Annotated in this window: 12 protein-coding genes and 1 pseudogene; 12 read left to right on the plus strand and 1 reads right to left on the minus strand. The window is 40.2% G+C overall.

Annotated features, from left to right (window positions below; genetic code table 11):
• The first annotated feature begins 6 nt into the window (after positions 1–6).
• The 7 genes from HMPREF1150_RS04645 (at position 7) to icd (ending at position 9,075) form a co-directional block, all read left to right on the plus strand.
• The gene (locus HMPREF1150_RS04645; RefSeq protein ID WP_002907016.1) at positions 7–1,371 is read left to right on the plus strand and encodes a UvrD-helicase domain-containing protein; all 1,365 of its coding nucleotides are present in this window, start codon (positions 7–9) and stop codon (positions 1,369–1,371) included.
• A gap of 12 nt (positions 1,372–1,383) precedes the next feature.
• Positions 1,384–2,067, plus strand: coding sequence for a DarT ssDNA thymidine ADP-ribosyltransferase family protein (locus tag HMPREF1150_RS04640; protein ID WP_002907015.1), 684 nt, complete (start codon positions 1,384–1,386; stop codon positions 2,065–2,067).
• Between the two features lies 1 nt (position 2,068).
• Positions 2,069–2,803, plus strand: a complete 735-nt coding sequence (locus HMPREF1150_RS04635; protein ID WP_009659887.1) for a hypothetical protein — start codon at positions 2,069–2,071, stop codon at positions 2,801–2,803.
• Between the two features lie 169 nt (positions 2,804–2,972).
• Complete coding sequence (locus HMPREF1150_RS04630) at positions 2,973–3,881, plus strand: magnesium transporter CorA family protein (RefSeq protein WP_002907013.1); 909 nt, start codon at positions 2,973–2,975, stop codon at positions 3,879–3,881.
• A 211-nt stretch (positions 3,882–4,092) separates the two neighbouring features.
• Entirely contained in the window at positions 4,093–6,756 is a 2,664-nt protein-coding gene (gene acnA, locus HMPREF1150_RS04625; RefSeq protein ID WP_009659889.1) for an aconitate hydratase AcnA, read from the plus strand.
• A gap of 2 nt (positions 6,757–6,758) precedes the next feature.
• The gene (locus HMPREF1150_RS04620) at positions 6,759–7,877 is read left to right on the plus strand and encodes a citrate synthase (RefSeq protein ID WP_009659952.1); all 1,119 of its coding nucleotides are present in this window, start codon (positions 6,759–6,761) and stop codon (positions 7,875–7,877) included.
• Positions 7,864–9,075, plus strand: a complete 1,212-nt coding sequence (gene icd / locus HMPREF1150_RS04615) for an NADP-dependent isocitrate dehydrogenase (RefSeq protein ID WP_032905508.1) — start codon at positions 7,864–7,866, stop codon at positions 9,073–9,075. The genes HMPREF1150_RS04620 and icd overlap by 14 nt, the downstream gene beginning before the upstream one ends.
• A 31-nt stretch (positions 9,076–9,106) precedes the next feature.
• Here icd and HMPREF1150_RS04610 read toward each other — a convergent pair whose 3' ends face one another.
• A complete protein-coding gene (locus tag HMPREF1150_RS04610) occupies positions 9,107–9,505 on the minus strand; it encodes a hypothetical protein (RefSeq protein ID WP_009659947.1) in 399 nt (132 codons plus the stop codon).
• Between the two features lie 357 nt (positions 9,506–9,862).
• On the opposite strand from HMPREF1150_RS04610, the gene HMPREF1150_RS04605 reads away from it, so the two are divergent.
• From HMPREF1150_RS04605 to HMPREF1150_RS04590, 5 genes and pseudogenes are all read left to right on the plus strand, one after another.
• A complete protein-coding gene (locus HMPREF1150_RS04605; protein ID WP_009659862.1) occupies positions 9,863–11,434 on the plus strand; it encodes a DEAD/DEAH box helicase in 1,572 nt (523 codons plus the stop codon).
• Positions 11,435–11,493: 59 nt separating this feature from the next.
• Positions 11,494–11,670 (plus strand): annotated as a pseudogene (locus tag HMPREF1150_RS12230) (DeoR family transcriptional regulator); the annotation flags it as partial.
• 258 nt (positions 11,671–11,928) lie between these two features.
• Positions 11,929–12,405 carry a PTS sugar transporter subunit IIA gene (locus tag HMPREF1150_RS04600; protein WP_002902639.1) on the plus strand — a complete coding sequence of 159 codons (477 nt, stop codon included), beginning with the start codon at positions 11,929–11,931 and terminating at the stop codon, positions 12,403–12,405.
• Positions 12,406–12,425: 20 nt separating this feature from the next.
• On the plus strand, positions 12,426–12,731 hold the full coding sequence (locus HMPREF1150_RS04595) for a PTS sugar transporter subunit IIB (RefSeq protein WP_009659841.1): 306 nt from the start codon (positions 12,426–12,428) through the stop codon (positions 12,729–12,731).
• Between the two features lie 31 nt (positions 12,732–12,762).
• On the plus strand, positions 12,763–14,238 hold the full coding sequence (locus HMPREF1150_RS04590; protein WP_002902641.1) for a PTS galactitol transporter subunit IIC: 1,476 nt from the start codon (positions 12,763–12,765) through the stop codon (positions 14,236–14,238).
• Positions 14,239–14,274: the final 36 nt, after the last annotated feature.

Consider the following 14,274-nt stretch of genomic DNA (forward strand, 5'->3'; position numbering starts at 1 on the left):
GATATAATGAAGAAACTAACGGGAGAACAAACAAAAATTCTTTATTTGCCAGATGAAAAAAATTTGGTTATTCTAGGTGCCGCTGGAAGCGGAAAATCCTTGGTGGCTTTATATAAATCAGTCTATTTAGCTATAAAGTATCCAAGTAAAAAAATAGGGATTGTTTGCTTCAATAAACCTATTATTGAGCAAATTAAAACACAACATTTACCACAATTATGTCAGAATTTGCAGATTCAAGTCCCAAGAAATATTTCTGTTACAACATACCATAGCCTAGTTTGGAATACGTTAAGAAAATTAAATTCAGGCAACGAAATAAAATGTTTAGATTTTATAAAAGTTAATGAAAAGGAAAAATGTATAAACGATTCTATAAAAAAACTGGCAGAAATAGAAAAGTATACTGACAGCAGAATTCTTAATAGAGAAATAGATTTTTTTAAAGAAGAGATTTCCTGGCTGCAAGGAATGATGGTTAAAACGGAAGAAGAATATCAAGAACTTGAAAGAACAGGAAGGGGACGAAAAAATCCAGTTAACAAAGGAGAGGAGAGAGAGTTAGTTTATAGGATATTTAAAGGGTATAAATATTATAGAAGTCAATTGAATCCACCTAAATATTTTGATTATGATGATATTTCTTGGAAATTAGAGGAGAGAAAGGAGCGTATACCGGATAAAGATAAGTTTGATTTCTTAATTATAGACGAATTTCAAGATATGGATAAAGCGAAGATACAATCTTTAACCTATTTAACTAAGGAAAATGGAGCTTGTATTTTATTAGGGGATTATGCTCAACAAATTTTAGGAACTAAGATTTCCTTTAAACAATTAGGTGTCAATAATATATCCAAAGAGACTTTTGTTAAAAATTATAGGAATACAAAACAAATTAGTAATTTGGCAAATATATTGATTGAAAAAGGCTTTATAACGGAAGAAGAGGATGAAAAAATTAGCCGAGTTTCGTCTAGAAGAGATGGAGAAATACCACAATTACAACAGGCTAATAGTTTTGAAGTATATAAAAACATTATTTCGAGTTTTTTTACGAATAAAATAGGTAGCAACGGAATTATTCTAATGGATCCAACTTCTTTTAAAACTATAGCAAAAATTTTAAAGGTTCTGGACTTAGATAATCATGTTGAACTTTATACTATTAATCAAGTCAAAGGTTTAGAATTTGATAATGTCTTAGTACTTGATATAGATAAAAGCAAATACATAGAAGATTATAGCAATCTTGAAGATAATGAAAATAATGAAGTTGCAAAACAATTATATGTTGCAATTACTAGGGCAACTACTAATTTGGCTTTAACATATCAAAACTATGATATGAATTTTTATCTTGGTGGATAGGGGAAGGTTAATGTGAATCAAGAAATTGTTTTTAAAAAAGGCATAACTCGTCTTTGCCATTTTACAAAGTCTTCCAATCTTCCTTATATATTAGGAACTGGTGATGAGGAGGCTAATGGTATTATTTCTAATAAAGCGATTAGAGACTCTGAATGCAAGTTTTTGAAATTAAATGATATTCATCGTTATGATAATCGCCCTGAATTGATATGTCTTTCCGTAGAGTATCCAAACTTTTTCTTTTTTGAAAAATCAATTGAAAAAGAAAAAGAATCGCTTTTGAATGATTGGGTTGTCTTGCTAATTTCTCCTAGTATAATTAACGAAGAGACATATTTTTGTCCTGTCAATGCTGCAAAAAACAGAGGTGCTCATATAGGTAAAGGGAGCCAAAAGTTTATGGAGTTATTTAATACAGAGGTTCTAGGGCTTAATCGTAGTGTCTCAATGTTACCTAATATACCAACCAATAATCAAGCAGAAGTTTTATCTCCAGATATGATTCCGAAAGATAAAATAATAGGTTTGGTTTTTAGTAGCAAAAAGCAAGCTAGGGATGAAGTGTTAAGATTAAAGTTGTGTCAGATAGAACTAAGGAATTTAAAAATATATTACTCTCATGAATGGTTTAAGAGAAATTCAGCATACAGTATTATGCAAGGAAAAGTGTTAAAATTATATGAATTGGAGGAGTAGAATGGCAGAGAGATTTGTCTATATATATGAATCAAGTTCAAACAGTTTTAAAAAAGAGAATATAAAATTCAATTGGTATCCGGGTTTCTCAGTTTCGCAAAAACAAAGATCTATACATTCGCTTCACAAAGAATTCAAAGAAAAATTTGGGAATTTAAAAGTATTAGAAGTTTCCACTGCTTCTGAAGAAGAGTTTGGGAAAGAATGTAGTGCCTTTAATCTTCAACTTACATTGCGTAATGGTAATAAATACTCTGTAGAATCTTTATTTCAGTCTTCTAAAGTGTTTAAGAATTATGGACGTGTAAATCAAGATTTGGATTTGGATGCCAAGGCAGTAAAGAGACAAGTTCGCTCAATTGAGGTAAATGATAAATTAATTGAATTCGATTTTTTAGGAGTAAAATTTCCTCTGCTACCACGTACTTATTTTTATAACTGGTTATACGTAAATGCGTTATTTCAAAATACAGAATTATCTAATTTCATTCTTCAATACGATGCTTTTACAGATATAAATTTTAATCCAAACAAATCTATAAATTGCCAGGCTGAGGCTTGCTCAATATTTTTATATCTGGCTAAGAATTCCTTATTAAACGATTCAATTCGAAGTCCTAAAAAATTTTTAGAGCTCGTTTATAGGAAAAAAGATAAAGAATTTATTTCTGAATTAGGAGAAATAGAAAGCGAAACAGAAACAGATATTGAAGGAGAACAGTTGACCCTTTTTTAAAAAAATAGCAACAATTTTCAAAATAAAGAATTAGAAATTATTAGCAATTAATGAGAAAACTAAAAGAAAAGGCAACTTTTATAATTGGATTAACATGCATTTATATTCAAAAAGATAGAAGGTAAGATAATTTTGTGAGCACTAAGTGTTCCTCATAGAAAGGAGCTCCATGTTTTTGGAAAGAAAACTAAAAGATCAGTCTGTCTGGATCAACATTGACTCAGATAGTTTCAAAAAGAACGCCCGGATTTATCAGGATTATGAGATTGATAAAGAGACCATCGAGTATGCGCTTGATAAGAACGAGCGGGCTCACATGGACTACAATCGTGAGAATGGAACAGTTGTCTTTATCTACAATGTCCTTAATCTAGCGACAGATAAGGAATATTATGAAACGATTCCCATGACCTTTGTAGTGCAGCAGGGGCGGCTCATTACTATCAGCAACCAAGACAATGCCTATGTTGTGGACATGATGAAAGCCTATACTGAGTGCCATGAGCCAGTATCGGTCTATAAGTTTCTCTTTGCTAGTCTAGAGTTAATCTCCAATTCTTACTATCCGGTTGTTGAGCGGATGGACAAGCGTAAAGATGAGATTAATGCTCTCCTGCGTCAGACAACTACCAAAAAGCATCTTTTTGCTCTGTCTGACTTGGAAACTTCTATGGTCTATCTAGTTGCTGCAGCTAAGCAGAATCGCATGCTCCTAGAGCATATCAAAAGTCATGGCATTTACCGACGTTTTGATGAATTAGAAACCGAGCAGTTTGAGGATGCTATGATTGAGGCTCGTCAGCTCGTTTCGATGACTGATCTGATTGCTCAAGTTCTCAGCCAGCTCTCTGGCTCCTACAATAATATCCTGAATAACAATCTGAATGACAATTTGACGGTCTTGACCATTATTTCGGTCCTTTTGGCAGTACTCGCAGTTATCACGGGTTTCTTTGGTATGAATGTTCCTCTGCCCTTGTCTAATGATAAAAACGCCTGGATTTATATTGTTGTCATTAGTTTGATCATCTGGGGACTTCTAACCAAGCTTCTTAAATGGTTAGCCAATAAGAAGTAAGCATTTGAAATTATTTTACCTATAACAAGCACCGAGAATGGTGCTTGTTTTTTCGTGCTTGGGAAAAATAATCATTAGTACAGTTTGCCTATATTTAAAAAACTGTTATTTTATGTTATAAAATATAACATAAAAATTATAATTTTTATTGCATAAAATTTCATAATGAAGTATAATATAAAACAATTTAAAATAAGTGAGGGGTAGAAATATGGCAGAATACCTAAACGATTTAAATTACAAAGGTAAAGTATACCAATATACAGACCTTAGGGAAGCCTCGGCTCTACTAGGAGGGGATATAGAAGGGCTTCCTTATTCTATACGAATATTATTAGAAAGTGTTCTTCGTAAGGAAGACGGAATTGATGTAAAAAAAGATAACATTAACTCTTTGGTGCATTATCAAGCTAAATCACCAAGCGGAGAAGTGCCTTTTAAGCCTAGTCGAGTTATTCTCCAGGATTTTACAGGTGTTCCTGTCGTGGTGGATTTGGCTAGTATGCGCGATGCTATTGTCGGGCAGGGAGGTCAGGCTGATCAGATTAATCCAGAGATTCCGGTTGATTTAGTTATTGATCATAGTGTTCAGGTGGACTTTTATGGCTGTGACACAGCTCTAGAGGCCAATATGAATCAAGAGTTTGTCCGTAACAATGAGCGCTACGAATTTCTCAAGTGGGCAGAAAAATCATTTGATAATTATCGAGCTGTTCCTCCTGCTACTGGGATTATCCATCAGGTCAATATCGAATTTCTCAGTGATGTCATCATTGAAAAGGATGGTCAACTCTATCCAGACAGCATGTTTGGAACGGATAGTCATACGACAATGATTAATGGGATCGGTGTTCTGGGCTGGGGAGTCGGTGGGATTGAGGCTGAGGCTGCCATGTTAGGTGAAGCTTCTTATTTCCCAGTTCCTGAGGTGATTGGTGTTCGTCTCTTGGGTAAGCTGCCTAAGATTGCGACTGCGACGGATTTGGCTTTAAAGGTCACGCAAATCTTGCGGCAGGAAAATGTTGTTGGTAAATTTGTCGAGTTCTTTGGGCCTGGTTTGTCTAATCTAAGTCTGGCTGACCGAGCAACGGTGGCTAATATGGCACCGGAATATGGAGCTACCTGTGGTTATTTTCCGATAGATGAGGAAACGCTCAATTACATGCGTCTGACTAATCGGTCAGAAGATCATATCGAGCTGACCCGTCTCTATTCTCAAAAAAATCACCTCTTCTATGATGAAAGGGTTGAGCCGATTTATACCAAGGTAGTTGAAATTGATTTGTATGGCATTGTGCCGAGCATCTCAGGACCCAAGCGGCCCCAAGATCTAATTGAATTAACAGCTGCTAAAGAGGAGTTTCAAGCTAGTCTAGTAAGAGAAGCGGGGGTCCGAGGCTTTGGTCTAGATGAGAGCGAGCTGGAAAAGTCAGTAGTGGTTCAATTTTCTGATCATGAGGAGACGATTAAGACCGGCCATGTGGCTATCGCTGCCATTACTAGCTGTACCAATACATCTAATCCCTATGTCTTGATAGCGGCAGGGCTTTTAGCCAAGAACGCAGTAGAAAAAGGCTTACGGGTTTCAAAGACAGTCAAGACTTCTTTGGCTCCTGGCAGCAAGGTGGTTACAGGCTATCTCAAGAAGAGTGGTCTGCAAACTTATCTGGATCAGCTTGGTTTCAATGTTGTCGGCTATGGCTGTACCACTTGTATTGGAAATTCAGGAAATCTCCGACCGGAAGTGGCTCAGGCGATTACGGATACTGACTTGCTGGCTAGTGCTGTTCTTTCAGGAAATCGGAATTTTGAAGGACGAATCAATCCACTGGTCAAGGCCAATTTCCTAGCTAGTCCGCCCTTGGTGGTCGCCTATGCTCTGGCTGGAAATACCAATATCAATCTGACCAGCGAGCCACTAGGTTATGATCAAAAAGGGCAGCCAGTCTATTTGGTGGATTTGATGCCGGAGCACGACTTGGTTGCTGACTATGTTCAAAAATATGTGACGCGCCAGCTTTTTGAAAAAGAATATGCCCATGTGTTTGATGACAATGAAAAATGGAATCAGATTCCGACAGCCTCTTCTCAGAATTATCAGTGGAATCAGGCTTCGACCTATATTCAAAATCCACCTTACTTTGATGGCTTAGCTGATGATTTAGCCATTCAGCCGCTGAAAAATCTTGCAGTGCTGGCAAAATTTGGGGATACGGTGACGACAGACCATATCTCCCCAGCAGGAAATATTGCCAGAAACAGCCCAGCAGCTTCTTATTTGCTGGAGCATGGAGTAGATTACCAAGAGTTTAATTCCTATGGTAGCCGTCGGGGCAATCATGAGGTCATGATGCGGGGGACATTTGCCAATATTCGGATAAAAAATGAATTGGCGGATGGAAAGATTGGTGGTTACACAGATTATAAAGGAGAGTTGTTATCCATTTATGAGGCGGCCATGCGCTACAAGGAAGAGCAAATTGACACCATTGTCCTAGCTGGTAAAGACTATGGTATGGGGTCCAGTCGTGATTGGGCAGCTAAGGGAGCAAATCTTTTGGGTGTCAAGGTGGTGTTGGCAGAGAGTTTTGAGCGTATCCACCGGTCCAATCTGGTCATGATGGGGATTCTTCCTTTGCAGTATCTAGAGGGTGAAAATGCGGATAGTCTAGGCTTAACAGGCAAGGAGACTTTCGACATTAATCTCCCGCAGAACCCGCAAGTTGGCCAGCTAGTTGACGTGGTAGCGCGGAAAGGTGCTGAAGAAATAGATTTTCAAGCTCGGCTACGCTTTGATGCAGAGGCGGATATCCGTTACTATGAAAACGGAGGAATTTTGCCCATGGTTGTTAGAAAGAAATTAGAGGAGGTGTGAGCATGAGTCAGACGGACGGTTTGAAAGATACCATTGCCTGTGATACCAGGATTAGCCAGATTGTGGATGATTCCTTGTCTTATGCAGGCTACAATATTTCTGAATTGATAGAGCACCATGCGAGTTTTGAAGAGGTGATTTATCTGCTCTGGCATTTGCATTTGCCGACTCAGATTGAGCTCAAGCATTTTGAAGAAGATCTGCGAGCTAATTATGCCATTAGCGATGCGGTGGAGCAATGCATTCTTATCCAGTCCCGCAAGCATCTTCATCCCATGAGTGTCTTGCGCTCAACGGTCAGTCTTTTGGGTGTTTATAATGTCCATGCTGAGGAAGCATCTCTAGAAGCAACCTACGAGCAGAGCATCCAGCTTATGGCAAAGATGCCGACCATTATTGCGGCATTTGCCAGACTGAGGTCGGGTCAGACTCCAATAGAGCCGCGGGAGGATTTGGGTTTTGCGGCCAATTTCCTCTATATGCTCAAAGGACAAGAGGCGAGTGAACTTGAGGTCAAAGCCTTCAACTGTGCCTTGGTGCTCCATGCCGACCATGAACTTAATGCTTCAACCTTTGCTGCTCGAGTCTGCGCCTCAACCTTGACCGATATTTATTCCTGCGTGACAGCAGCTATTGGAGCACTCAAAGGCTCCCTCCATGGTGGCGCTAATGAATGTGTCTTTGATATGCTGAAAGAGATCAGAGAGGAAGGGGATTGCCAGGCCTACCTAGACCGCAAGCTGGCCTCTCATGAGAAGATTATGGGCTTTGGTCACCGGGTTTACAAGACCCAAGATCCACGTGAAAAATACCTGCGTCAAATGGCCAAGGATTTGACACAGGGGACCAAGGATGAGGTCTGGTATCAGCTTTCAGAAGAAATTGAAGCCTATATGAAGCATACCAAGCACCTGATACCGAATGTCGATTTTTATTCGGCTACGGTTTACCATGTGTTGGGCATTGACAGCAGTATCTATACTCTAATTTTTGCTATGAGTCGGGTGGCTGGCTGGATTGCTCATATTCAGGAACAGCGCAAGAACAATAAGCTGATTCGGCCACGTTCTAACTATATTGGTGCTCAAGGTTTGGAGTATCTTCCCATTGGAAGGAGATAAAATGCCAGATAAGATTTTGTTTGAGAAAGGGCGGTTGCAGGTGCCGGATGCTCCGATTATTCCTTACATCCAGGGTGATGGGATTGGAGTTGATATCTGGCGAAATGCTCAGTTGGTCTTTGATAAGGCTGTAGAAAAGGCTTATGGTGGCCAGAGAAAGGTTGTTTGGAAGGAAGTTTTGGCTGGGAAAAAAGCAGTAGACCAGACAGGTGACTGGCTACCGGATGAAACTCTGGCAGTGATTAAGAGCCATCTGGTGGCTATTAAGGGTCCGCTAGAAACCCCAGTCGGAGAAGGGATTCGTTCCTTGAATGTCGCGCTGAGACAAGAATTGGATCTCTATGCCTGCCTGCGGCCGGTTCGTTATTTCAAGGGAGTTCCCAGTCCGCTCAAGTACCCAGAGAAGACAGATATCACGATTTTTCGGGAAAATACAGAAGACATCTATGCAGGGATTGAGTGGGAGAGTGGAACGGCTGAAGTCCAAAAAGTTATCGATTTCCTGCAGGAGGATATGCAGGTTGACAAGATTCGCTTCCCAGAAAGCTCTGCTATTGGAATCAAGCCTATCTCTAAGCAGGGCAGTGAGCGGCTGATACGGGCAGCTATTGACTATGCGCTAGCCAAAGGACTAAGGCGTGTCACTCTGGTTCACAAGGGCAATATCCAGAAATTTACAGAGGGCGGTTTTCGGAAATGGGGCTATGAACTAGCTCAAAGAGAGTATGCGGACGAAATGGCTTCTGGAAAATTAGTCATTCAGGACGTCATAGCGGATAATTTTCTGCAACAGATTCTGCTCTATCCAGAGAAATTTGATGTTGTCGCCTTGACCAATCTAAATGGTGACTATGCCAGTGATGCCTTGGCTGCTCAGGTGGGCGGAATCGGTATTGCGCCAGGGGCCAATATTAATTACGAGACTGGTCATGCTATTTTTGAAGCTACTCATGGGACGGCGCCAGATATAGCGGGTCAAAATAAGGCTAATCCCTGTTCACTTCTCTTATCAGGGGCTATTTTCTTTGATTACATTGGTTGGACGGAGGTCTCTCATCTCCTGACTAAGGCTATTGAGAAGGCTCTCTTTGAGCAAAAAGTGACAGGCGATTTTGCCAGTCAGCTGGAAGGAGTAGCAGCTTTGACCACTGGTCAATTTGCTGAGGAGCTACTGGCTAATATAGAAAAGTGTCCATAATGAAGAAAAAAGCGATGAGGAAATTGCCTATCTAGACAGTCTCTTCATCACTTTTTTGTCTTTTTCGATATTCCAGTCCCCAACCGATAATCCAGCAAAAGACGAGCAGATAATTTTCAATCCAGCCCAGAAAGTTTGCTTGATTCGCCTTTTCCAGATAGCCTAGCAGATGGTTGGTGCCAAATCCCAGACCGCCCAGAATCAGTGCTAGCAAGGTCATACGCAGATAAAACCAATCATACTTTATGTTGGCAGCAATGACTAAAGGCAGAATAGCCAGATTCCAGAAACCAATTTCCCGCTGCCAGTAGGGGGATAGGCCGTAGATGGACTCATTGCCCAAGAGCTGGGGTTGGAAAATCTGGATCATTGCTGCGCCCAGCATAGCTAAGAACAGCAAAATGAAAATCACTCGTAAAAATTTATTCATACCTGTCTCCTTTCTTCTTTGTAGATTATAATGCTTTTGAAAATGATTTTCAAGTTTTCATTTTTTTACAAAAGAATCTCTAATAAAATATTTTACAGCCAAGCCCTATCTTTTTAGGTGCTTTTGTGGTATACTAGATTAGTTGCAGAAATACAGCTTTTCTATTCAGTGGGAACTAGCGACCGAGTCGGCGCTTTTTTAGTGCCTGGACTTGAGAGACCATATTTATGAAGAGAAGAGCGAATACTCTCAGAAAATCGAGATTTAGCAAGGGAAAAGAACTTGGGATGTTTCGATAGTTGAGTATCAAAAGCCTTATAAGGTGGCTTCGCACCACCTTTAGAAAGAAGAAGAACATTGAAATTTAATGAATTACATTTATCTGCTGAATTACTAGCAGAGATTGAAAAAGCTGGCTTTGTAGAAGTGAGCCCTATTCAAGAGCAGACGATTCCACTTGCTATGGCAGGTAAGGATGTTATTGGTCAGGCCCAGACAGGGACAGGAAAGACAGCAGCCTTTGGCTTCCCGACTTTGGAGAAGATTGATACAGATAATCCTGCTGTGCAGGCTTTGATTATCGCTCCGACCCGTGAATTGGCTGTGCAGAGTCAGGAAGAACTTTTCCGTTTTGGCCGTAGCAAGGGTGTCAAGGTACGCTCTGTCTACGGTGGCTCCAGTATCGAAAAGCAAATCAAGGCCCTCAAGTCTGGTGCTCATATCGTCGTAGGAACACCTGGCCGTCTCTTGGATTTGATCAAACGCAAGGCGCTTAAGCTGAATCAGATTGAAACCTTAATCTTGGATGAAGCGGATGAAATGCTAAATATGGGCTTTTTGGAAGATATTGAGTCTATCATTTCCCGTGTGCCAGAAGAACGTCAAACCTTGCTCTTTTCAGCGACCATGCCGGATGCTATCAAGCGCATCGGTGTCAAGTTCATGAAGGAGCCTGAGCATGTCAAGATTGCTGCTAAAGAGCTGACGACGGAGCTGGTGGATCAGTATTATATCCGTGTCAAAGAAAATGAAAAATTTGATACCATGACCCGCCTGATGGACGTGGAGCAGCCAGAGCTCTCTATCGTCTTTGGCCGGACCAAGCGCCGGGTGGATGAGCTGACTCGTGGTCTGAAAATCCGCGGTTTCCGAGCAGAGGGTATCCATGGTGATTTGGACCAAGGCAAGCGCCTTCGCGTCCTCCGTGACTTTAAAAATGGCAATCTGGATGTCTTGGTGGCGACAGATGTAGCCGCGCGTGGTTTGGATATTTCTGGTGTGACCCATGTTTACAACTACGACATTCCGCAGGATCCAGAAAGCTATGTTCACCGGATTGGGCGGACTGGTCGTGCTGGTAAGTCAGGTCAGTCTATCACTTTCGTAGCGCCAAATGAAATGGGCTATCTTCAGATCATCGAAAATCTGACCAAGAAGCGTATGAAAGGCCTCAAACCTGCGACTGCAGAGGAAGCTTTCCAAGCTAAGAAAAAAGTTGCCCTTAAGAAGATTGAACGCGATTTTGCTGACGAAAGCATCCGTTCTAACTTTGAGAAATTTGGCAAGGATGCCCGCAAGTTAGCAGCAGAATTCAGCCCAGAAGAGCTGGCTATGTATATCCTCAGCTTGACAGTGCAGGATCCAGATGCCCTTCCTGAAGTAGAAATTGCCCGTGAAAAACCATTGCCGTTTAAACCGTCTGGCGGAGGCTTTGGCGGAAAAGGCAAGGGCAGTCGTGGCGGAAATAGCAACCGTCGCAGCAATGACAATCGCCGTGACCGAGGTGGCCGTCGCGATCAATTTAAGAAAGGTCGCAAAGACGAGCGTTTTGACAAAGAAAATCGCTACCGCAAGGACCACAAGAAACCTCGCAATACTTCTAGCGAAAAGAAAACTGGCTTTGTAATCCGTAACAAGGGTGATAAATAAAAAATAAGAACTCTGATACATCAAATATGTATCGGAGTTTTTTCTTTTGATGAGATATTAATGCTACTATACTCGATAACGCAATTGAGAAATATACCGTTGCTGATAACAGTAAGTTTGATAGCTATTCTTTTTATACTTTCTATAGCTTGGACAATATTATTGCGGTGATAACCGATGAAAATCTTTCTAATAAAGTTCGAGAGAAATATAGTCTCTATACTAATCTTTTGTAAAAAATTGAACGGAATATTAAAGTATTTTATGATAAAGGGCGCTACAATCTTGTGGCGTTTTTTTGTGAGAAATCTTATAAGCAAAAAGTATATAAAGTGTAATTTAGCTACTTGGTTATCAAATCAAACAAAATAGTACACGATTTATTAATTATTGTAAACAAACAATTTATAAAAAAGATATAATAAGCTATTGACTATATTATATCATAATGATATAATGAATTTACAAACAAAAAGAAACAAGGTGAGGTAATAATGGAGCTTTCTAAATTGTTTGATAAAGAGTTAGTTTTTTGTCTAACTGCAAAAAGTCAAGAAGAGTTATTTTATCAGGTAGCTGACTTACTGGAAGAGAGAAAAATTGTCAAGCCTTCTTATAAAGAGGCTCTGATAAAAAGAGAGCAATCTTTTCCAACTGGATTGGATATGGAGTTTTTAGGCAAAGACTTGCCAAATGTAGCCATTCCCCATACAGACATTGAGCACAACTTAACAGAGAATGTGGTTGTGGTTAAGTTGGAACAGCCTGTGACTTTCCACAATATGATTGCACCTGCACAGACAGTTTCAGTCTCTCTTTTATTCTTTATTATTAACCATTCTAGCTCAAGTCAAACTAACATTTTGGCGCAGCTTATGGACTTCTTCACTAGCCAAGGCAATTTAGCTGAGTTAGCTAAGTGCAACACTGATGAAGATTTGTTTCACTATATTTCAACAGTCATCAAATAAATTAAATGGAGGATTTTACCATGATTAAAATTTTAGCAGCCTGTGGAGCTGGTGTGAATTCCAGTCACCAAATCAAAAGTGCCCTTGAGGAAGAATTGTCAAACCGTGGTTATGATGTTCATTGTGATGCAGTAATGGTCAAGGATGTCAATGAAGATTTAATTCAAGGATACGATATCTTTACACCGATTGCAGCAACAGATTTGGGCTTCACACCAGAAATTCCTGTTATTGAAGCAGGACCGATTCTCTTCCGTATCCCAGCTATGAGTGCTCCGGTGTATGACAATATTGAAGCGGCCATTAAAGAGCATGGTCTAAGTTAGGTTATAAAAGGTTAAACCAGGAGGTTTTGTTATGAATGCTATTATTGATATAGCGAATAAGTTCTTTGATCCCATTATAAAAATGGGCGGCCCGATAGTCATGCTGATTATCTTGACTGTCTTGGCTCTGTTGTTTGGTGTAAAATTTTCCAAAGCTTTGGAGGGTGGTATTAAGCTAGCCATCGCTTTGACGGGTATCGGGGCCATCATCGGTATGCTGAATGGAGCGTTCTCAGCTTCACTTGCAAAATTTGTTGAAAATACAGGCATTCAGCTTAACATCACAGATGTTGGCTGGGCTCCTTTGGCAACAATTACTTGGGGTTCTCCATGGACCTTGTACTTCTTGCTTATCATGCTGATTGTCAATGTCGTTATGCTGGTTATGAAAAAGACAAATACACTGGATGTTGACATCTTTGATATTTGGCACTTGTCCATCACCGGACTACTAATTAAGTGGTATGCGGATAACAATCATGTGAGTCCGGCTGTATCACTACTGATTGCGACTGCAGCAGTTGTCCTAGTTGGTGTTTTGAAAATCATCAACTCAGACTTGATGAAGCCAACATTTGATGATCTTTTGAATGCACCAAGTTCATCTCCGATGACGTCTACTCACATGAACTATATGATGAATCCTGTCATCATGGTTTTGGATAAGATTTTTGATAAATTTTTTCCTTGGTTAGATAAGTATGACTTTGATGCTGCGGCTCTGAATAAAAAGATTGGTTTCTGGGGCTCTAAGTTCTTTATCGGTTTCCTTCTCGGGGTGGTCATTGGTTTTATGGGAACTCCACACCCTGTAGCAGGTGCAGAAGATGCAAATACTTGGCAATTAGTCATTAAAGGTTGGCTGACCCTAGGTTTGACTGCTGGTGTCTGCTTGGAATTGTTCTCATTGATTGGTTCATGGTTCATTGCAGCTGTAGAACCACTTTCACAAGGTATTACAAACGTTGCTACAAAACGTCTACAAGGTCGCAAGTTTAATATCGGTTTGGACTGGCCTTTTATTGCAGGTCGTGCTGAAATCTGGGCTTGTGCCAACGTACTTGCACCAATTATGCTAATTGAAGCAGTTCTTCTTTCTAAAGTAGGGAATGGTATACTACCACTGGCTGGTATCATTGCAATGGGCGTAACTCCAGCGCTCTTGGTAGTTACACGTGGCAAACTCTTGCGTATGATTGTGTTTGGAAGTCTTTTGCTTCCGCTCTTCCTGTTGTCAGGAACTCTGATTGCACCATTTGCAACGGAACTTGCTAAAGGTGTTGGTGCCTTCCCTGAAGGAGTCAGCAAATCGCAATTAATCACTCACTCTACGCTTGAAGGGCCGATTGAGAAGTTGCTGGGATGGACTATCGGTAATACTACCACTGGTGATATTAAAGCAATCATTGGCGCAGTTATCTTCTTGGGAGCTTATGTAGGAATCTTTGCTTGGTACAGAAAACAAATGATCAAACGTAACGAAGCCTATGCTGCAAAGGAAAAATAAAAGCTTGTTGCTAGAATGAGTTATAAAGTAAGCCAT

Source organism: Streptococcus sp. AS14 (assembly GCF_000286495.1).
GTDB classification, from domain to species: Bacteria; Bacillota; Bacilli; order Lactobacillales; family Streptococcaceae; genus Streptococcus; species Streptococcus sanguinis_P.